15 protein-coding genes and 1 pseudogene are annotated in these 19,918 nt (G+C 70.0%); 9 read left to right on the forward strand and 7 right to left on the reverse strand.

What is annotated here, in order from left to right; translation table 11 throughout:
* Positions 1–199: 199 nt before the first annotated feature.
* The 4 genes from thiC to ACWC5O_RS10865 all read left to right on the forward strand — a co-directional run bounded on the left by thiC (position 200) and on the right by ACWC5O_RS10865 (position 4,476).
* A complete protein-coding gene (thiC, locus tag ACWC5O_RS10850) occupies positions 200–2,002 on the forward strand; it encodes a phosphomethylpyrimidine synthase ThiC (protein WP_450586110.1) in 1,803 nt (600 codons plus the stop codon).
* 82 nt (positions 2,003–2,084) lie between these two features.
* Positions 2,085–3,080: a hypothetical protein gene (locus ACWC5O_RS10855; RefSeq protein WP_450586112.1), complete on the forward strand. Its 996-nt coding sequence runs from the start codon at positions 2,085–2,087 to the stop codon at positions 3,078–3,080.
* Between the two features lie 32 nt (positions 3,081–3,112).
* Positions 3,113–3,241 carry a hypothetical protein gene (locus tag ACWC5O_RS10860; protein ID WP_450586442.1) on the forward strand — a complete coding sequence of 43 codons (129 nt, stop codon included), beginning with the start codon at positions 3,113–3,115 and terminating at the stop codon, positions 3,239–3,241.
* A gap of 131 nt (positions 3,242–3,372) precedes the next feature.
* Positions 3,373–4,476, forward strand: coding sequence for a hypothetical protein (locus ACWC5O_RS10865; RefSeq protein ID WP_450586113.1), 1,104 nt, complete (start codon positions 3,373–3,375; stop codon positions 4,474–4,476).
* 57 nt (positions 4,477–4,533) lie between these two features.
* Here the strand turns inward: ACWC5O_RS10865 and ACWC5O_RS10870 are convergent, their stop codons facing one another.
* The 3 genes from ACWC5O_RS10870 to ACWC5O_RS10880 all read right to left on the reverse strand — a co-directional run bounded on the left by ACWC5O_RS10870 (position 4,534) and on the right by ACWC5O_RS10880 (position 8,129).
* Positions 4,534–5,397, reverse strand: a complete 864-nt coding sequence (locus tag ACWC5O_RS10870; protein ID WP_450586115.1) for a hypothetical protein — start codon at positions 5,395–5,397, stop codon at positions 4,534–4,536.
* 182 nt (positions 5,398–5,579) lie between these two features.
* Positions 5,580–6,656: a metallophosphoesterase gene (locus ACWC5O_RS10875; protein WP_450586117.1), complete on the reverse strand. Its 1,077-nt coding sequence runs from the start codon at positions 6,654–6,656 to the stop codon at positions 5,580–5,582.
* 360 nt (positions 6,657–7,016) lie between these two features.
* On the reverse strand, positions 7,017–8,129 hold the full coding sequence (locus ACWC5O_RS10880; RefSeq protein WP_450586118.1) for a LacI family DNA-binding transcriptional regulator: 1,113 nt from the start codon (positions 8,127–8,129) through the stop codon (positions 7,017–7,019).
* A 429-nt stretch (positions 8,130–8,558) separates the two neighbouring features.
* On the opposite strand from ACWC5O_RS10880, the gene hisC reads away from it, so the two are divergent.
* The 5 genes and pseudogenes from hisC to ACWC5O_RS10905 all read left to right on the forward strand — a co-directional run.
* Positions 8,559–9,638, forward strand: a complete 1,080-nt coding sequence (gene hisC, locus ACWC5O_RS10885) for a histidinol-phosphate transaminase (RefSeq protein WP_450586120.1) — start codon at positions 8,559–8,561, stop codon at positions 9,636–9,638.
* A gap of 366 nt (positions 9,639–10,004) precedes the next feature.
* A complete protein-coding gene (locus ACWC5O_RS10890; protein ID WP_450586121.1) occupies positions 10,005–11,513 on the forward strand; it encodes a cytochrome ubiquinol oxidase subunit I in 1,509 nt (502 codons plus the stop codon).
* A 15-nt stretch (positions 11,514–11,528) separates the two neighbouring features.
* Positions 11,529–12,539: a cytochrome d ubiquinol oxidase subunit II gene (gene cydB / locus ACWC5O_RS10895; RefSeq protein WP_450586123.1), complete on the forward strand. Its 1,011-nt coding sequence runs from the start codon at positions 11,529–11,531 to the stop codon at positions 12,537–12,539.
* A gap of 59 nt (positions 12,540–12,598) precedes the next feature.
* Positions 12,599–16,108: a thiol reductant ABC exporter subunit CydD gene (cydD, locus tag ACWC5O_RS10900; protein WP_450586124.1), complete on the forward strand. Its 3,510-nt coding sequence runs from the start codon at positions 12,599–12,601 to the stop codon at positions 16,106–16,108.
* Between the two features lie 2 nt (positions 16,109–16,110).
* Positions 16,111–16,333: pseudogene (locus tag ACWC5O_RS10905) on the forward strand (histidine kinase); the annotation flags it as partial.
* 51 nt (positions 16,334–16,384) lie between these two features.
* Here ACWC5O_RS10905 and ACWC5O_RS10910 read toward each other — a convergent pair.
* The 4 genes from ACWC5O_RS10910 to ACWC5O_RS10925 form a co-directional block, all read right to left on the reverse strand.
* Positions 16,385–17,272, reverse strand: coding sequence for an HAD-IIB family hydrolase (locus tag ACWC5O_RS10910; RefSeq protein WP_450586126.1), 888 nt, complete (start codon positions 17,270–17,272; stop codon positions 16,385–16,387).
* Between the two features lie 84 nt (positions 17,273–17,356).
* Entirely contained in the window at positions 17,357–18,259 is a 903-nt protein-coding gene (locus ACWC5O_RS10915; protein WP_450586128.1) for an LLM class flavin-dependent oxidoreductase, read from the reverse strand.
* Positions 18,260–18,302: 43 nt separating this feature from the next.
* A complete protein-coding gene (locus tag ACWC5O_RS10920) occupies positions 18,303–18,842 on the reverse strand; it encodes an RNA 2'-phosphotransferase (RefSeq protein ID WP_450586130.1) in 540 nt (179 codons plus the stop codon).
* Positions 18,843–18,963: 121 nt separating this feature from the next.
* A complete protein-coding gene (locus ACWC5O_RS10925) occupies positions 18,964–19,911 on the reverse strand; it encodes a MerR family transcriptional regulator (RefSeq protein ID WP_450586131.1) in 948 nt (315 codons plus the stop codon).
* Positions 19,912–19,918 lie beyond the last annotated feature (7 nt).

Consider the following 19,918-nt stretch of genomic DNA (forward strand, 5'->3'; position numbering starts at 1 on the left):
ACCGCGCCCGAATTGACGCTAGCGTGGAGGCACCTTTGCACACGCGGGAGCTCGGAGCACCGGGCTGAGAGGGCGCTGACCTCCGTATTCGCGATGTTTCACGTGGAACGTGGTTTCACGGGAGACATCGGCAGACGGAAGCCGCTGCGTCGACCGCCGAACCTGTTACCGGGTAATGCCGGCGTAGGGAGTAGGTCTCATGACCAACAAGGACGCACGCACGCCTGCCTCCGTTCAGGACGAGAAGTCCCAGGAGGCCGGGAAGTCCATCGGCTGGCACAAGGCGTACGTCGAGGGCACCCGCCCCGACATGCGCGTGCCGGTCCGCCAGGTGCACCTCACCAACGGGCAGTCGGTCACGCTGTACGACACATCAGGCCCGTACACCGATCCACTCGTCGACACCGATGTCCGCAGGGGCCTGCCGCCGCTGCGGGAGAACTGGATCATCGCCCGCGGAGACACCGAGGAGTACGCCGGCCGTCCCGTCCGCCCCGAGGACGACGGGATCAAGCACACCTCACCGCGCGGCGGGCTGCGCAACCTGGACGCGGTCTTCCCCGGACGTCCGCGGCAGCCGCGCCGGGGCCGTGACGGCAAGGCGGTCACGCAACTCGCGTACGCCCGCCGCGGCGAGATCACGCCCGAGATGGAGTTCGTGGCCCTCCGCGAGAACGTTTCTCCCGAGGTGGTCCGCGAGGAGATCGCGGCGGGCCGCGCGGTGCTGCCGGCCAACGTCAACCACCCGGAGATCGAGCCGATGATCATCGGCAAGCGGTTCCTGGTGAAGGTGAACGCCAACATCGGCAACTCCGCGGTCACGTCCTCCATCGAGGAGGAGGTCGAGAAGATGACCTGGGCGACCCGCTGGGGCGCCGACACGGTCATGGACCTCTCCACCGGCCGCAACATCCACACCACCCGCGAGTGGGTGCTGCGCAACTCCCCCGTCCCCATCGGCACGGTGCCGCTCTACCAGGCGCTGGAGAAGGTCGACGGCAAGGCCGAGGAACTGACCTGGGAGATCTACAAGGACACGGTCATCGAGCAGGCCGAGCAGGGCGTGGACTACATGACCGTCCACGCGGGCGTGCGCCTGCCGTACGTGCCGCTCACCGCCAACCGCAAGACGGGCATCGTCTCGCGCGGCGGCTCGATCATGGCCGCGTGGTGCCTCGCGCACCACAAGGAGTCCTTCCTGTACGAGAACTTCGAGGAGCTCTGCGAGATCCTCGCCGCCTACGACGTCACGTACTCGCTGGGCGACGGCCTGCGGCCGGGCTCGATCGCCGACGCCAACGACGAGGCGCAGTTCGCGGAGCTGCGCACGCTCGGGGAACTCAACCGCATCGCGAAGCGTTTCAATGTTCAGACCATGATCGAGGGCCCGGGACACGTCCCGATGCACAAGATCAAGGAGAACATCGACCTTCAGCAGGAGATCTGCGATGAGGCTCCGTTCTATACGCTCGGCCCGCTGACGACGGACGTCGCTCCGGCGTACGACCACATCACCTCCGGCATCGGTGCCGCGATGATCGCCTGGTGGGGCACGGCGATGCTCTGCTACGTCACGCCCAAGGAGCACCTGGGCCTGCCCAACCGTGACGACGTCAAGACCGGCGTCATCACCTACAAGATCGCGGCGCATGCGGCCGACCTCGCCAAGGGGCACCCCGGAGCGCAGGAGTGGGACGACGCGCTGTCCGACGCCCGCTTCGAGTTCCGGTGGGAGGACCAGTTCAACCTCGCCCTGGACCCGGACACGGCACGGGAGTTCCACGACGAGACGCTGCCGGCCGAGCCCGCCAAGACGGCTCACTTCTGCTCCATGTGCGGGCCGAAGTTCTGCAGCATGAAGATCAGTCAAAGCATCACAGAGCGGTTCGGTGGTGCGGCGGCCGAGGGCGCGTCGGCGGAGGAGGTCGCTGAGGGGATGCTCCAGAAGTCGAAGGAGTTCGCCGAGGCGGGGAACCGGGTGTACCTGCCGATCGCGGACTGAACCATCTAGATTGGCGCTGCTCCGCGGGACGCAATGCCTCGGGAGCAGCGTCATCGGTGGGCGGCGGTCAGGGGGGCGGGCGATGGATCCCGTGGGGTTGTGGACGGTGTCGGCGTCGGTCCAGTCACTTGTCTGGCAGGGCGACGATCTGGTTGATCTGGTGGGAGGGCGAGCCTGGGATTCCGTCGGTGTGGAGCGTCGGATCTCTACCGACCACGGTCCCGGGTTCGACAGAAGCGTGGTGTCTCCCTCCGGCCGTTACAGCGTTGTCTACGCCGAGCGCGGGACCACGGCCCTGTTACTGGAAGGAGCGCGCGTTGTCCGGGAGCTCTCGCGCAGCGCTTACCACGCGGAGGACTTCGACTACCCCGTGGCATTGGGAGCGTTGCGGGATGGCCGGGAGATCCTGGTTCACTGCCCGGACGAGTACGCCGTCCTCCAGGTCGAGGACGTCGAATCGGGGCAACGGCTCACCGCAGGCACACGTCGAGCCAGGGATGTGTTCCATTCCCGGCTGTCGGTGAGCCAGGACGCCAGGCATCTTCTGGTAGCCGGCTGGGTGTGGCATCCGTACGGGATCGTTGAAGTGTTCGACCTGGACAGTGCGCTGGCAGACCCGGCCGTCCTGGACGGGCCAGGGGTGATGCCCATGGAGCCGGGACTGGATGCCGAAGTGGCGTCAGCCTGCTGGCTGGACAATGATCGCCTGGCTGTTGCGACCGGTGACTACGTCCTCGATGACGAGGAGGTGCCGACTCTGGGGCCTCAGCATCTCGGCGTGTGGTCCCTCTCCCAGCGCCGGTGGCTGCACCGAAACCGCACCGATTTCGAGATCGGCACCCTGATCGCAGAGGGCAGCCGGGTCGTCTCCCTGCATGGGCACCCCAGACTGATCGACATCGCGACCGCTTCCGTACTGGCGGAATGGCCCGAGCTGGACGTATCAAGGCGAGACGGGGCCTACGGCGTCACCCATGTCCCGACCCCGATTGCGGCGTTGCACCCCGACGGATCCCGCCTGGCAGTTGCTCAGGCCGAGAGCATCGCGATCGTCCAACTGCCTGATCCCGACGCATGACTGCGAATGACTCCGGCCCGAACTTGTCCAGCATGAAGATCTCGCAGGACATCCGCCGCGAGCACGGCGGCAGCCGGACCGAGATCGAGGAGGGCATGGCCCAGAAGTCGAAGGAGTTCGCGGCCGCGGGCAACCGGGTGTACCTGCCGTTGGCGGACTGACGCATCCGGATGGGCGCCGTTCCCCGGGCTCCGATGTCCGGGGAACTGCCGGATGCTCGCGCCGGACAGGCGCCGTAACGGAAGGAACACGATGCCGGCCGGGGGCTGACAAGATCCCTAAGGTCTCCCGTGTGGGTGGGATCGATGTTGCCAACGGGGTGGCCGGTGCTGTCATCGGCATGCTGTTCGCGGTGCTGTTCCAACAGCCTCTGCAGGACGCGTGGTTCCGGGTGCGCAAGCGCTCGGTGAGTGCGCTGCGCGGTCGCAGGCGCCGGGAGGAGTCGGGACCGGCGTGGCGGACGTTCTCGCTCGGGCCCTTGCAGACCTCGGCGCTGATCGTGGAGGGAGACGGCGAGACCCCGATCCCGACGGAGACGATCTTCGTGCACGTGCTGGACGAAGAGGTCCGGCTGCCGGCCGACATGAATCCGTGGCGGGACGAGATAGCCACCGAGAGCGAACGCCTGCGCGCCGAGGGGCGCACTCCGCTGTGGAACGGGCCGCGTTATGCGGTCGAATCGTTCGACATCTCTCGTACGGCACTGGACGAGACGCCGGAGGTGCACCTGCGCCTGCGGCCGACCGACTACTACACGTTCCTGGCGGCTCAGCAGCTCGACCGTCGGCTGCCGGACGGCGCGACCCCCCGGTCGCGATACCTGGATCCCGAGCAGCCCTTGGCCGCCCCCGCGTTCCTCCAGTGCAGCTTCGCCGTCAACGTCGCCGTGGTCACCGCCGACGACATGCTCGTGGTGAGCCGGCGCAGCGAGCGGGTCAGGATGGCGCCCGGCGTGTGGAACTCCTCGGTCAACGAGGGCCTGTCCCGGCACATCGACTCGTCGGGACGGAGCGCGCCGGACCTGCAGGCGGTGTGCCGTCGGGGAATGCGTGAGGAACTGGCTCTGGAGGCGCACGAGTACTCGCTCGACCTTCTGGCCTTCGTCCTGGATGTCGACAAGCGCCACTGGAGCGGCCACTACTTCGCCAGGCTCAAGGACTTGCGGAGTTCTGACCTCCAGGCGCGGATGAGCAGGGGTGTGGCGGACCGGTGGGAGCATCAGACGATCGACTATGTGCCGTTCCGTCCGGCGCCCGTCATCAGGTATCTGCTCCGGGAGGACCGTATCCACCGCTGGGCGCCGCTGGCGCCCCCGCTGTTCCACCTCGCTCTCGTGCACGTCTACAGCCGAACGTCCGTCGAACGCGTCGAGGCGCAGATCGTCCGACGGCTGTAGCGGGACCGGCTCGCTCCCGGCCGGGATCCGGCGTGTGCCCCGGGCGGGGCACACGCCTCACTCCGGCTGGTGTTCCGGGCCACCGAAGTCCGGGCTCGTGTAGTCCGGGCTGGTGAAGCTCGGGCGGCCGGAGGCGGAGCCGTCGTCGGGACTGCTGAAGCCGGGCCGGCCGTAACCCAGGCGCGGCATGCGGCCGGTCGGGGCCGACGGGGCCGTGGGGTGCAGGGCGGCCGTGCCCGGCTGGGCGAGCGCGTCCCGCAGGAACGGCAGAATGCCGCGCTCCAGCAGGGCCTCCCGCCAGGTCTCTCTGGCCCTGGCCACCGCCTCGCTCGCCGCGTCATGGGTCCCGGCTTCCGCCGCGGCACTGTTGCGCAGGGCGGTGAGCAGCAGACCGACCGCGGCGACGAGGATCGCGGCCGCGGCCACGGCGCCGAACACCCAGCCCGCGGTGAGCATGGTCTGGGCGAAGGCCTGGCCGGGGGCCAGCATTCTCAGGATGTAGCCGACGAGCAGGAAGATCGCCGCGGCGGTCCCGGCGAGGACGGGGGCCAGCACCGCGATCACGGCGATGGCGCCCGCTCCGGTCGTCTCGGCGGCCTCGCCGAGGCTGGTGGCGAGCCCCATCGTGTCCGCACCCGGTTCGGCGCAACCGGAATCGCGGGCGGCCGAGGGGGCGGACGGCGCCGGGTGGCGCTGTTCCTCGCGGACCTTCACGTAGTGCTGGTACTCGGTCGCCGCGGCCGCCGTGATGAGCGCGGTGGCGTTGAGGGCCATGGTGCGCAGTTGTTCGGGGTTCAGCCGCTGTCCGACAGCGGCCAGTTCCGGTCGGTGTGGTGCGGAGCGCAGCGCCTCATCGAGGATCCGCTCGAATTCCTGGCGGTCCTCGCTCAGCAGGTGCTGCGGAACGCTGTTCATGTGCATCCCCCGATGCTCCGTAGGGCTTGTGGCTCGCACGCGAGCGAGCCGTCGGGCAGAAACGGAGGGGAGCCTGCTACGGATAAGCCGATGGTAGAGCCGTGACGGCACGCGGTGACAGGGGGTTGCCGGAAATTGCCTGCCGACCTGCGCTCATGCGGTAGAGGGCGCGCCGGCCCAGCGAACGCTCAGATATCCAGGGGAAGTTGCTGGACCAGCAGTTTTCCGGCCATGGTCACGCCGCCGTCCATGGCGATGGCGAGTCCCTCGGCGTAGACGTGCGGTCCCTCGACGACGGGTCCACTGCTCTCCTCGCCGTCCTCGGATCCGACCTCGCCGAGCAGGTACGGGATGGGGCTGTGGCCGTGAACGACGCGGGTGCCGCCGTACGTATCGAGCAGGGAGCGTACGGCGTCGGCGCCGCCCTCGTCGCGGAAGGAGAAGCGCTTGGTGAACTTCCGGAAGAGGTCCCAGCACTCGTCCGCGTCGTTGCGCGTGAGCGTCTCGCGGACGGTGTCGTTGACGGCCTCGATCGAGTCACCGTAGTCGAGGTAGGCGGTGGTGTCGGAGTGCACGAGCAGGTAGCCGTCGACCTCCTCGACGGCGTCGAGGCGGGCCATCCACTGCAGATGGTGGTCCTGGAGGCGGTCCATGTCGGTCTTCTGGCCGCCGTTGAGCAACCAGGCCGCCTGGAAGGTGGCGGTGCCCGCGCCGGAGTTGACGGGGGTGTCACCGAACCGCTTGGCGCCGAGCAGCAGCAGCTCGTGGTTGCCCATGAGGGCCTTGCAGTAGCCGCCGGCCGCGGCCGCCTCGGCGGACAGCCGCATCACCAGGTCGATGACGCCGATGCCGTCCGGGCCGCGGTCGGTGAAGTCGCCGAGGAACCACAGCCGGGCGGTGCCCGCGCACCACTGGCCGGAGGCGTCGATCAGCCCCTTCTCCTGGAGGGCGGCCACCAGCTCGTCCAGGTAGCCGTGGACGTCGCCGACGACGTACAGCGCGCCGGGGCCGGCCGTGGGCTGCGCGGCGGGGGCGGCGGGGGCCGGTTCGACGGGGACCTGGAGCGTGTCGCCGCGGTTGATGACGGGCAGGTCGCGCTGGGTGGGCGTGTAGCCCTCCGGGTAGGCATCGTCCACGGGCGGGAGGGTGTCACCGGACTGGGCGTGGACGTACGGACCGGTCTCGTGGACGTACGCGGGTACCCGGAAGTCGCGCAACGTCGCCGTCCGCTCCACCTCGGGTCCCTGACCGGCCCCCTGAGTCATCAGACCCCTCCACCATCGCGCCGCAGCTGCACCGCTTCGGACTGCCTGGTCGCAGCGGCCCGCGGTGTCGTGGGCCCATCATAGGAATGCGCGTCGCGCCGTGTGATGACCCAGGGGTGGTGAATCAGAGCAAGACGCCAGTTCACCGCGGCTTTCGCCCCGTTTGGGCAGGGGTTCGACCGGCTGCCCGTCCTGCGTCGGCCGCACGGCTGGACGGTCGACCGACCCGTTTGGGGCTACGGAGCCGCGTGCCGCGAGGCGGCCGAGCCATGGCGGCCAGGCTCGGCCCCGCGGCCCCCGGCCGCAGCGGGAGATCCGACCGCGCCACCCGCCGGACTCCCGCCTGCGATCCCCTTCCCGCTATCGCCCTTCCGGGGCCCGCGGCGGGCTGACGGTCGTGCGCGGAGGACGCCGCTGGGACGAGGTGCGCACGATCAGCTCGGTCGGTATCACCTGCTCGACGGGATGGTCCGACTCGACGCCCTCGATGGCGTCGATGAGCAGCTGGACCACCGCGGTGCCGATCCGGCGCGGCTTCAGGGAGAGCGTGGTGATGGGCGGCTCGGTGTTGGCGTACACCGTGGACTCGCTGCAGCACACCAGCAGCAGGTCGTCCGGGACGCGCAGGCCGTAGCGGCGGGCGGCGGCGAGCAGGTCGGTGCCGTTGGGGTCGAAGAGGCCGTAGACGGCGTCGGGGCGGTCGGGGCGGGCGAGCAGCCGGTCGGCGGCGACGGCGCCCGCGCACGGGTCGTGCGCCGGGTAGGCCTCGTAGACCGGGTCCTGGCCGACGCGCTCGCACCAGCGCAGGTAGGCCGTGGTCGACAGATGGGTGTACGTGTCCGTCGTCGTGCCCGTGAGCAGGCCGATCCGGCGGGCGCCCGCGGCGGCGAGGTGGTCGAGGATGCCGAGGACGGCGGCCTCGTGGTCGTTGTCGACCCAGGCGGTGACCGGGAGCGAGCCGGCCGGGCGGCCGTCGGAGACGACCGGCAATCCCTGCCGGACGAGTTCGCTGACCACCGGGTCCTGGTCGGAGGGGTCGATGACGACCGTGCCGTCCAGGGCCACGTTGGACCACACGTCGTGGCGGGAGGTCGCGGGCAGGATGACCAGGGCGTAGCCACGGGCGAGCGCGGCCGAGGTGGCGGCCCGGGCCATCTCGGCGAAGTACGCGAACTCCGTGAAGGTGAAAGGTTCATCCCCGTACGTCGTCACGGTCAGGCCGATCAGTCCCGACTTGCCGGTACGGAGGGTGCGGGCGGCGGCCGAGGGGCGGTACCCCAGCCGGTCGGCGACCTCGCGGACGTGGCGCCGGGTGGCATCCGGGAGCCGGCCCTTGCCGTTGAGGGCGTCGGACACGGTCGTGATGGAGACCCCGGCGGCGGCGGCCACGTCTCTGATGCCTGCCCGGCCCGGCCGACTGCCTCGACGTGAGGTTTCCGCGCGGCTCACCTGGTGCTTCCCTGCTGCTGTCATGGCGAGCCGATAGTAGGGCTCATGCGGTGGGGTAGTGCGGACGCATATGCACGCGTTGGCAGGTACGTTTCTGCATGGTCATTACGGCTCAACTGTCTTGGAAAAGAAGGAAGTTGAGCGCTCTCATGGCAAGACGTAACTTGTCGACGCGCATGGGCCTGCCAAGTGCTCGATGTCTCGAAGAGGTCTCAACTCACCTGCACGGGTGATGCGCGCCACGGCGCGAGCCACCGGCGCATAGATATATGTGCGGCGCGCCCCCCGATACGTACGCCTTCGTCTGATGATGCCCCTGATGCCTGTGGGAACGATGAGGTTCACCTCTTGGTGTCCCGCATCTGTTCGCAGGAACGCCGAATCCTCATAAGGTGTGGAGTATTGAAAACCGGCGGCGTCGACGGTCCGCCGGGGGTCGCGAGGAGGACTGCGGTGAGCGAGACGAGCCCGAAGCTGCGCGCCGAGCTGGCGGGTATCCCCACCTACAAGCCGGGCAAGCCTGCCGCGGCCGGCGGGCCGGTCGCCTACAAGCTGTCCTCCAACGAGAACCCGTATCCGCCGCTGCCCGGCGTGATGGAGAGCGTGACCGCGGCCGCCTCCAACTTCAACCGCTACCCGGACATGGCCTGCACGGGTCTGATGAACGAGCTGTCGGAGCGCTTCGGTGTCCCGCTCTCCCACCTGGCCACCGGCACCGGCTCGGTGGGTGTCGCCCAGCAGCTGATCCAGGCCACCAGCGGCCCCGGCGACGAGGTGATCTACGCCTGGCGGTCCTTCGAGGCGTACCCGATCATCACCCAGATCAGCGGCGCCCGGTCGGTGCGGGTGCCGCTCACGCCGGGCGATGTGCACGACCTGGACGCGATGGCGGAGGCGATCACCGACCGGACGCGTCTGATCTTCGTCTGCAACCCCAACAACCCGACGGGCACGGTGGTGCGGCGCGCGGAGCTGGAGCGGTTCCTCGACCGGGTGCCCGGCGATGTGCTGGTGGTGCTGGACGAGGCCTACCGGGAGTTCATCCGCGACCCCGAGGTGCCCGACGGCGTCGAGCTGTACCGGAACCGGCCCAACGTCTGCGTCCTGCGCACGTTCTCGAAGGCCTACGGCCTCGCCGGACTGCGCGTCGGTTTTGCGATCGCGCACGAGCCGGTGGCGGCGGCGCTGCGCAAGACGGCGGTGCCCTTCGGTGTCAGCCAGCTCGCGCAGGAGGCGGCGATCACCTCGCTGCGGGCCGAGGACGAGCTGCTGGGCCGGGTCGGCTCGCTGGTGTGCGAGCGCACGCGCGTGGTCGACACGCTGCGAGCCCAGGGGTGGACGGTCCCGGAGACCCAGGCCAACTTCGTGTGGCTGCGGCTGGGGGAGCGCACGGTCGCGTTCGCGGCGGCCTGTGAGGAGCACGGTGTGGTGGTCCGGCCGTTCGCGGGCGAGGGTGTGCGGGTGACGATCGGCGAGACCGAGGCGAACGACATCTTCCTGAAGGTGGCGGAAGCGTTCCACAAGGAGATCTGAGCGGGCGCTCCGTCGGGAGCATCGAAGCGGTTCCGGGTGGGCCTCGCGTGTGCGGGGCCCACTCGTCGTTCCGTGCCTGCTCGTGGATCAGTTCCACGCGTACGGGGTCGCCGTCCCGCGCGGTCGCCAGGATTGAGGCGTCCCCGTCCAGGTGCCCGGAGCGCAATTCAACAAGATGTTGAAGTCATCGCCAAGGTCTTGACGTGACGGCACAGTGGGGACCCCCCGTTGGCTGTGGAAAATCGGTACGTCATAATGGCTTGTGAATGTGAACGCGTTCACAAGCGCATCCCTTTTGGTCCTCTATGTACGTGACAAGAGGGGCAAACCGCCGCAGTACCACGGCGTAGTAAGGAGAGTGATGACGTGGACCTGGCTCTGGCGCCGGAGACACTGGCGCGCTGGCAGTTCGGCATCACCACCGTCTACCACTTCCTGTTCGTCCCCCTGACGATCTCCCTGGCCGCCCTCACGGCCGGGCTCCAGACGGCCTGGGTGCGCACGGAGAAGGAGAAGTACCTCAGGGCGACGAAGTTCTGGGGCAAGCTCTTCCTGATCAACATCGCGATGGGTGTGGTCACCGGCATCGTGCAGGAGTTCCAGTTCGGCATGAACTGGTCGGACTACTCGCGCTTCGTCGGTGACATCTTCGGCGCCCCGCTCGCCTTCGAGGCCCTGATCGCGTTCTTCTTCGAGTCCACCTTCATCGGGCTGTGGATCTTCGGCTGGGACAAGCTGCCCAAGAAGATCCACCTGGCCTGCATCTGGATGGTCTCGATCGGCACGATCCTGTCGGCGTACTTCATCCTGTCGGCCAACTCCTGGATGCAGCACCCCGTCGGCTACCGGATCAACAAGGCGAAGGGCCGGGCCGAGCTCACCGACTTCTGGCATGTCCTGACCCAGAACACCGCGCTCAGCCAGGCCTTCCACACCCTCTCCGCGGCCTTCCTGACCGGCGGCGCCTTCATGGTCGGCATCTCCGCCTACCACCTGGCCCGCAAGCGGCACATCCGCGAGATGAAAACCTCGCTGCGGCTCGGCCTGGTCACGGTGGTCATCGCCGGCCTGCTCACCGCGGTCAGCGGTGACGTGCTCGGCAAGGTCATGTTCAAGCAGCAGCCCATGAAGATGGCCGCCGCCGAGGCGCTGTGGGACGGCCAGAAGCCGGCACCGTTCTCGATCTTCGCCTACGGCGACGTCGAGAAGGGCCACAACACGGTCGCGATAGAGATCCCGGGCCTGCTGTCCTTCCTCGCCAACGACGACTTCACCTCGTACGTCCCCGGCATCAACGACGTCAACAAGGCCGAGCAGCAGAAGTTCGGGCCCGGCGACTACCGGCCCAACATCCCGGTGGCCTTCTGGGGCTTCCGCTGGATGATCGGCTTCGGCATGGCCTCCTTCGCCATCGGCCTCGCCGGACTGTGGCTGACCCGGAAGAAGTTCATGCTGCCGCAGCACCTGAGGGTCGGCGACGACGAGGTGCCTCACCTGGTGCTGTTCCCGAACAAGGCGCTCGGCCCGAAGCTGACCACGTGGTACTGGCGCATCGCGATCTGGACCCTGGCCTTCCCGCTGATCGCCAACTCCTGGGGCTGGATCTTCACCGAGATGGGCCGTCAGCCGTGGGCCGTCTACGGCGTCCTGCAGACCCGGGACGCGGTCTCCCCCGGTGTCTCCCAGGGTGAGGTCCTCACCTCGATGATCGTCTTCACCGCGCTCTACGCGATCCTCGCCGTCGTCGAGGTCAAGCTGCTGGCGAAGTACGTCAAGGCCGGCCCGCCGGAGCTGACCGAGGCCGACCTCAACCCACCCACGAAGATCGGCGGCGACACCCGTGACGCCGACAAGCCGATGGCCTTCTCGTACTAGGCCGGGGGAACAGTCATGGAACTTCACGACGTCTGGTTCGTCCTCATCGCCGTCCTGTGGACCGGCTACTTCTTCCTGGAGGGCTTCGACTTCGGGATCGGCATCCTCACCAGGCTGCTCGCCCGGAACCGGCCCGAGCGCCGGGTGCTGATCAACACGATCGGGCCCGTCTGGGACGGCAACGAGGTGTGGCTGCTCACGGCGGGCGGCGCGACCTTCGCCGCCTTCCCGGAGTGGTACGCCACCCTCTTCTCCGGCTTCTATCTGCCGCTGCTGGTCATCCTGGTCTGTCTGATCGTCCGGGGCGTGGCCTTCGAGTACCGGGCGAAGCGGCCCGAGGAGAACTGGCAGCGCAACTGGGAGACGGCCATCTTCTGGACCTCGCTCATCCCTGCGTTCCTGTGGGGCGTGGCCTTCGGGAACATCGTGCGGGGGGTGAAGATCGACCAGCACTTCGAGTACGTCGGCAGCTTCGGAGACCTGCTCAACCCCTACGCCCTGCTCGGCGGCCTGGTGACGCTCACGCTCTTCACTTTCCACGGCGCGGTCTTCACGACGCTGAAGACCGTCGGGGACATCCGGCTGCGGGCACGGAAGCTGGCGCTGCGGGTCGGTCTCGTCACGGCTGTTCTGGCGCTCGCCTTCCTGCTGTGGACGCAGGCCGACAGCGGTGACGGCAAGAGTCTGGTGGCCCTGATCGTGGCGGTCGCCGCTCTGGTGGCCGCTCTGGTGGCCAATCAGGCGGGGCGCGAGGGATGGTCGTTCGCGCTGTCCGGCGTGACCATCGTGGCGGCGGTGGCGATGCTCTTCCTGTCGCTCTTCCCGAACGTCATGCCGTCCACGCTCAACGGGGGCTGGAGCCTGACGGTCACCAACGCCTCGTCGAGCCCGTACACGCTGAGGATCATGACCTGGTGTGCGGCCATCGCCACGCCGCTCGTCCTGCTCTACCAGAGCTGGACCTACTGGGTGTTCCGCAAGCGGATCGGCACGCAGCACATCGCTCCTGACGCTGCCGCACACTGAGTCCGTCGAGGGTGTGTTTCACGTGAAACACACCCTCTGGACCGAAGGGCATGTTTCACGTGAAACCAATCGATCCGCGCCTCCTGCACTACGCCCGCGCCACCCGTCTCTTCCTGGTGGCGGTCGTCGGCCTCGGGGCCGTCGGGGCCGGGCTGGTCATCGCCCAGGCCATGCTCATCGCCGAGGTGGTGGTCGGCGCCTTCCAGCACGGGCAGTCGGTCGCTGAACTGCGCACTCCCCTGGTGCTGTTGGCGGCTGTGGCCGTGGGGCGATCGGTTGTCGCGTGGCTCACCGAACTCGCTGCACACCGCGCGAGCGCGGCCGTGAAGGCGGAGCTGCGGGGGCGGCTGCTGGAGCGCGCCGCCCAGCTGGGTCCCGGGTGGCTGAGCGGGCAGCGGACCGGCTCGCTGGTCAACCTGGCCACCCGCGGGGTCGACGCCCTCGACGACTACTTTTCGCGCTATCTCCCGCAGCTGGGCCTCGCGGTCGTCGTCCCGGTGGCCGTGCTGGCGCGGATCGTCACCGAGGACTGGGTGTCGGCGGCGATCATCGTCGGCACCCTGCCGTTGATCCCCCTGTTCATGATGCTGATCGGCTGGGCCACCCAGTCCCGGATGGACCGTCAGTGGCGGCTGCTGTCCCGGCTGTCGGGCCACTTCCTTGACGTGGTCGCCGGGTTGCCCACGCTGAAGGTGTTCGGCCGGGCCAAGGCGCAGGCCGAGTCCATCCGCCGGATCACCGGCGAGTACCGCCAGGCCACGATGCGGACCCTGCGGATCGCGTTCCTCTCCTCGTTCGCCCTGGAGTTGCTGGCCACGCTGTCGGTCGCGCTGGTCGCCGTGACGATCGGCATGCGTCTGGTGCACGGCGACATGGACCTGTACATCGGCCTGGTCATCCTGGTGCTGGCGCCCGAGGCGTATCTGCCGCTGCGTCAGGTGGGCGCCCAGTACCACGCGGCGGCGGAGGGGCTCGCCGCGGCGGAGGAGATCTTCGCCCTACTGGAGACGCCGGTACCGGCGTCCGGCACCGCGGCGGTGCCCGAGGGCCCGCTGGCCTTCGACGGGGTGACAGTGCGCTATCCGGGGCGGTCGGCGGACGCCGTGAGCGAGGTGTCGTTCACCGTCGGGACCGGCGAGACCGTGGCGCTGGTCGGGCCGAGCGGCGCGGGCAAGTCGACGCTGCTGAACGTGCTGATGGGGTTCGTACGGCCCGCCGAGGGCCGGGTGCGGGTCGGGGGAACCGATCTCGCGGACGTCGACCTGGCGGAGTGGCGGTCGCGGATCGCGTGGGTGCCGCAGCGGCCGCACCTGTACGCGGGGACCATCGCCGAGAACGTACGGCTGGCCCGGCCCGATGCGGACGACACCGCAGTACGCCGGGCGCTGCGGGACGCGGGCGCCCTGGAGTTCGTGGACGCGTTGCCCGAGGGGGCCGGCACCGTGCTCGGCGAGGACGGGGCCGGGCTGTCCGCGGGGCAGCGGCAGCGGCTCGCGCTGGCCCGGGCCTTTCTCGCCGACCGGCCCGTGCTGCTGCTGGACGAGCCGACGGCCGCGCTGGACGGGGCGACCGAGGCCGACGTCGTGGCGGCGGTACGGCGGCTTGCGGCGGGGCGCACGGTGCTGCTTGTCGTGCATCGGCCGGCGCTGCTGGAAGTTGCCGATCGGGTGGTGCGGCTGGAGGGCGCGGAGACTTTGGCGCACCAGTCCGGGAGTTGCCCTCCCAGGGTGCTCCGCCCCCTGGACCCCCGTCCTGGCCCACCCGCCACCGGACTCGGTCAATGTGCAAGTGGCCCGGAAAGGCAGCCCGCGGCACGTACTCGGAGCGCGCTTGCCCGGGTTCGGGGGCTGGCCGGGCCCCGGCGCGGTCGGCTTCTTCTTGCGCTGCTGCTCGGGAGCCTGGCGCTCGGCAGCGCTGTCGGGCTGATGGCCACCTCCGGATGGCTGATCTCGCGGGCCTCGCAGCAGCCGCCGGTGCTGTATCTGATGGTGGCCGTGACGGCGACGCGGGCCTTCGGGATCGGGCGGGCCGTCTTCCGGTACGCCGAACGGCTGGTGTCGCACGATGCCGTGCTGCGGATGCTGGCCGACACCCGGGTCTCCGTCTACCGGCGGCTGGAGCGGCTGGCTCCCGCGGGGCTGCGCACGGCCCGCCGCGGTGATCTCCTCACCCGGCTGGTCGCCGACGTGGACGAGCTCCAGGACTACTGGCTGCGCTGGCTGCTGCCCGCCGGCGTCGCGGTCGCCGTCTCCACCGCCTCCGTCGCCTTCACGGCCTGGCTGCTGCCCGAGGCCGGAGCCGCCCTCGCGGCCGGGCTCCTCGCGGCCGGTGTCGGAGTCCCCCTGGTCACCGCGGCCGCGGCCCGGCGGGCCGAGCGGCGGCTGGCGCCCGCCCGCGGAGAGCTCGCTACCCGGGTGACCGACCTGCTCACCGGCACCGCCGAGCTGACCGTCGCCGGCGCGCTGCCGGCCCGTACGGCCGCGGCCCGGCAGGCCGACGGCACGCTCACCCGGATCGCCTCGCGCTCCGCCGCCGTCACCGCGCTCGGTGACGGGCTCACCGCGCTGCTCTCCGGCCTGACCGTCACCGCCGGTGCCCTGCTCGGCATCCAGGCGGTCGCCGCGGGCCGGCTCGGCGGCGTGGCGATGGCCGTGGTGGTCCTCACCCCGCTGGCCGCCTTCGAGGCCGTACTGGGGCTGCCGCTCGCCGTGCGCTACCGGCAGCGGGTGCGCCGGAGCGCGGAGCGCGTGTACGAGGTGCTGGACGCCCCGGAGCCCGTACGCGAGCCGGGGCGGCCCCGGCAGGCGCCCGCCTCGCCCTTCCCGGTCGTGCTCAGGGGCCTGGACGCCCGGCACGCCGGGCAGCACCGGGACGCGCTCGCCGGACTCGACCTCACGCTGGAGCAGGGCCGCCGGATCGCCGTGGTCGGTCCCTCCGGCTCCGGCAAGACGACCCTCGCCCAGGTGCTCCTCAGGTTCCTCGACCCGCGGGCGGGCTCGTACACGCTCGCCGGTGTGGACGCGTACGCCATGTCCGACGACGACGTACGGCGGCTCGTCGGACTGTGCGCCCAGGACGCGCACCTCTTCGACAGCAGCGTGCGCGAGAACCTGCTGCTCGCCCGGAAGGACGCCACCGAGGCCGACCTGCGAGACGCGCTGGCCCGGGCCCGGCTGCTGGACTGGGTGGACGGGCTGCCCGACGGGCTGGACACGCTCGTCGGCGAGCACGGGGCGCGGCTGTCCGGCGGACAGCGGCAGCGCCTCGCGCTGGCCCGCGCGCTCCTCGCCGACTTCCCGGTCCTCGTCCTGGACGAGCCCGCCGAGCACCTGGACCTGCCGACGGCGGACGCGCTCACCGCGGATCTGCTGGCCGCCACGGAGGGCCGTACGACCTTGCTGATCACTCACCGGCTGGCCGGACTCGACGCGGTGGACGAGGTGGTCGTACTCGACGCCGGCCGGGTGGTGCAGCGGGGGCGGTACGCGGAGCTGGCCGCCGTGGACGGGCCGCTGCGGGACATGGTGCTGCGGGAGACGGCGGCGGAGGAGCTGGCGGGAGCGCGGTGACGATGCGGTCCGTGGGCAGCTGGCTGGAACTGCACTCCACGCTGGACCGGATCTGCGAGACCGCTGCCGGTCCGGCCGGGGCCCGGTACGCCGCGATCGGTGTCGTCGCCGAGTACGGGAGGGCCTCGCCGGTCGTCCGCCACGGCGTCGACGAGGCGACCGCCCGCCGCATCGGGCGGCTCCCGGACGGGCAGGGGGCTGCTCGGCGCGCTCATCCGGCACCCCCTATGCCTGGCAACTGCTCCGGCCGGCAACCCTTCCGCCGGCGAGGCTGGGTCAGACGCGTTCGGCGATCATCTGTTCGATCACGACCGCCACGCCGTCGTCGTTGTTGGCGACCGTCCGGCCCGAGGCGGCGGCGATGACGTCCGGGTGGGCGTTGCCCATCGCGTACGACTGGCCGGCCCAGGTCAGCATCTCGACGTCGTTGGGCATGTCCCCGAAGGCGACGACCTCCTCAGGCGTGATGCCGCGCTCGGTGCAGCACAGGGCGAGTGTGCTGGCCTTGGAGACGTCCGGGCCGCTGAGTTCCAGCAGGGCGCTGGGGCTGGAGCGGGTGACGTTGGCGCGGTCGCCGATCGAGAGACGGGCCAGGGCGAGGAAGGCGTCCGGGTCGAGGTCGGGGTGGTAGGCGAGGATCTTGAGTACGGGCTGGTCGGCGTCCGGGCCGTCGGCCGCGAGAAGGTCCTCGGCGGGCAGGAGGTTGTCCGGTATCTCCATGTGCAGCTTGGGATAGGACGGTTCCTGGTGGAAGCCGTACGTCTGCTCGACCGCGAACACCGTGCCGGGGATCGCGGCGCGCAGCAGTCGTACGGCGTCCAGCGCGTTCTCCCGGGCCAGTTCGCGCACCTTCACGAAGCGGTGGGCGCCCGGGCCGCCGTGCAGGTCGACCACGGCGGCGCCGTTGCCGCAGATCGCCAGGCCGTGGCCGTGGACGTGGTCGCTGACGACGTCCATCCAGCGGGCCGGGCGGCCGGTGACGAAGAAGACCTCGATGCCCGCGGCCTCGGCGGCGGCCAGCGCGGCGACCGTCCTCGGGGAGACCGACTTGTCGTCGCGCAGGAGAGTGCCGTCGAGGTCGGTGGCGATCAGCCGCGGCGGTAGAGCGGCGGCCGGGGTCCCGGGCTGTCTGGTCGCTGAGGTCACCGGGTCATTCTCGCGCATATGCCAGCACGCCCGTGCGGAAGTCCGCACAGATGAGTCCACAGACACATCGGAGTTGGCCGACGGGTGACGTCTGTCACCGGTTCACGCCAGCTGCGCGGGCGCCTCCATGGCGATCCGCTCGAAGACCTTCTCGTCCGCGGCGAAGTCCGAGTCCGGGACGGGCCAGTGGATCACGATCTCGGTGAAGCCCAGCTCCTGGTGGCGCCCGGCGAAGTCCACGAAGGCGTCCAGGGATTCGAGCGGCCGGGCGCGGTCCGGGGTGAAGCCGGTGAGCAGGACCTTCTCCAGCTCGGTCACGTCCCGGCCGAGCGACGCGCAGGTCTCGGACAGCTTCTCCAGCTGTCCGCGCAGCGCCTCGACCGACTGCTCCGGCGTGCCGCTCTCGTACAGCTTCGGGTCGCCGGTGGTCACCCACGCCTGTCCGTGACGTGCGGCCAGCTTGAGCCCGCGCGGGCCGGTGGCCGCCACCGCGAAGGGCAGCCGGGGACGCTGCACACAGCCGGGGATGTTGCGCGCCTCGTGCGCCGAGTAGAACCGGCCCTCGTACGTCACCGCGTCCTCGGTGAGCAGTCGGTCGAGCAGTGGCACGAACTCGGCGAACCTGTCGGCGCGCTCGCGCGGCGTCCACGGCTCCTGGCCGAGGGCGGTCGCGTCGAAGCCGGTGCCGCCGGCGCCGATGCCCAGGGTGATGCGGCCGCCGGAGATGTCGTCCAGGGAGATCAGCTCCTTGGCGAGGGTCACCGGGTGCCGGAAGTTCGGCGAGGTGACCAGAGTGCCGAGACGGAGCCGGTCGGTGGCGGCCGCGGCGGCGGTCAGCGTCGGTACGGCGCCGAACCACGGGCCGTCGCGGAAGCTGCGCCAGGACAGGTGGTCGTAGGTGTACGCGGTGTGGAAACCGAGTTGCTCGGCCCGCACCCAGGCCGAACGGCCGCCTTCGCTCCAGCGGCGGTACGGAAGGATCACGGTGCTCAGACGCAGACTCATGCGTCCGAGGGTACGGGGCCCCACGGACCAGGGCCGAAATCGATCAAGAGAACCGCAGGTAGCGGGGTGGCACCGCCTTGGTGAGCCAGACTCCGTTCGCGCTGATGCGGAAGACGTGGCCGTCGCGGTGCATGGCCCCGGCGTCCACGGCGAGCACGACGGGGCGGCCGCGGCGGGCGCCGACCCGGGTCGCGGTCTCGCGGTCGGCCGAGAGATGGACGTCGTGCCTGCTCATGGGCCTGAGGCCTTCGGCGCGGATCGCGTCCAGGCGGGCGGCCACGGTGCCGTGGTAGAGGTACGGCGGCGGGGTCGCCGGGGGCAGGCCGAGGTCGATCTCGATGCTGTGGCCCTGGCTGGCGCGGATTCTCGTGCCCTCGACCGCGAAGCGCTGCTTGTCGTTGGCGGCCACCACGTGGTCGAGCTCTTCGCGGGTGAACCGGAACCCGTGTGCGGCGGCCGCGGCGATCAGCGTGTCGATCTCCACCCAGCCGCCCGGGTCGAGCGTGAGACCGATGCGCTCGGGCTGGTGGCGGAGGTGTTTCGAGAGGTACTTCGACACCTTCACGGTGCGTCTTTCTTCCATGCCTCCAGGGTGCTGGAGAGACGCGGATCACGCAGGTTGTTTTCGCTGCCGGGTTTGATCCACAAGCAAGTGCGGTTATCCACAGGGGAATTGGAAAAAGTGTGGACAACTGGCAGGTGATTCACGGTGATTCGTGAAGTTCGTTGTGAGGGAGCTTCAGTGCGGCGAGGTCATCCAAGGTCCTTGCTCTGACCTCCCGTTCGGTGGCCAGAGCGATGAACATGGAGGTGCGTTCGCGGCCAACGAGGCGCTCCACGGCGGTGATCGTCTCCGTGGGCAGGTCGACGGAACGCGTCCGGCTGGGCGGCTCGGGCGGATCCTCGGCGCCGAGGCGTGTTCGCAGGTGCTGGACCGCGAACACGCGCATGGCCCGGGCCAGTTCGGCGTCCACGGTCTGCTGGGCCAGGGGGCGGAGACGGCGCACCAGTGAGGCCGCTTCCGACGCGTGGGCGTCCGTTCGGTGGGCAGGGTCGTCGAGATAGCGGGCGAAGACGTACTCGGTGGTGAACTCCAGGAAGCGGGCGGCTATGTGCTCCACCTGGCCCCTCAACTCCCTCAGGTGGCCCGAGATCGCGGAGAGCGGCACGCCGGCTGCGTGCAACTCGGCTGCCACGGACAGTTCTTGGGGGCTCGGCACCAGGAAGGTGTCCGGGTCGCCGTCCACCGGTTCCAGTACGCCGAGTTCGACCGCCTCGGCCACGGCGTCCTCGTCGGAGGCGCCGCCGAAGCGTGCGTCCAGCTCGGAGCGGGTGATGCGAGCCGGCTGCTCGTCGGTCCACGGGCCTTCCACCTCGGTGACCAGGCCGAGGACACCGCCCAGGCCGCGGCCGGTGTCCCAGGCGTCCAGGAGTTCCTTGATCGAGGCGAGGGTGTAGCCGCGGTCGAGGAGGTGGGCGATCTGGTGGAGACGGGTGAGGTGGATGCCGGAGTAGAGGTTGGCGCGGCCCTGGCGCTCGGGGCGGGGGAGGAGACCTTTGTCCTGGTAGGCGCGGATGGTTCTGACAGTGGTGCGGCTGTGGTGGGCGAGGTCTTCGATGCGGTAGGTCTTCTGGGCCGGGGGGCCGGTCATGTCAGGC

It is taken from the genome of Streptomyces sp. NPDC001450 (assembly GCF_053597295.1).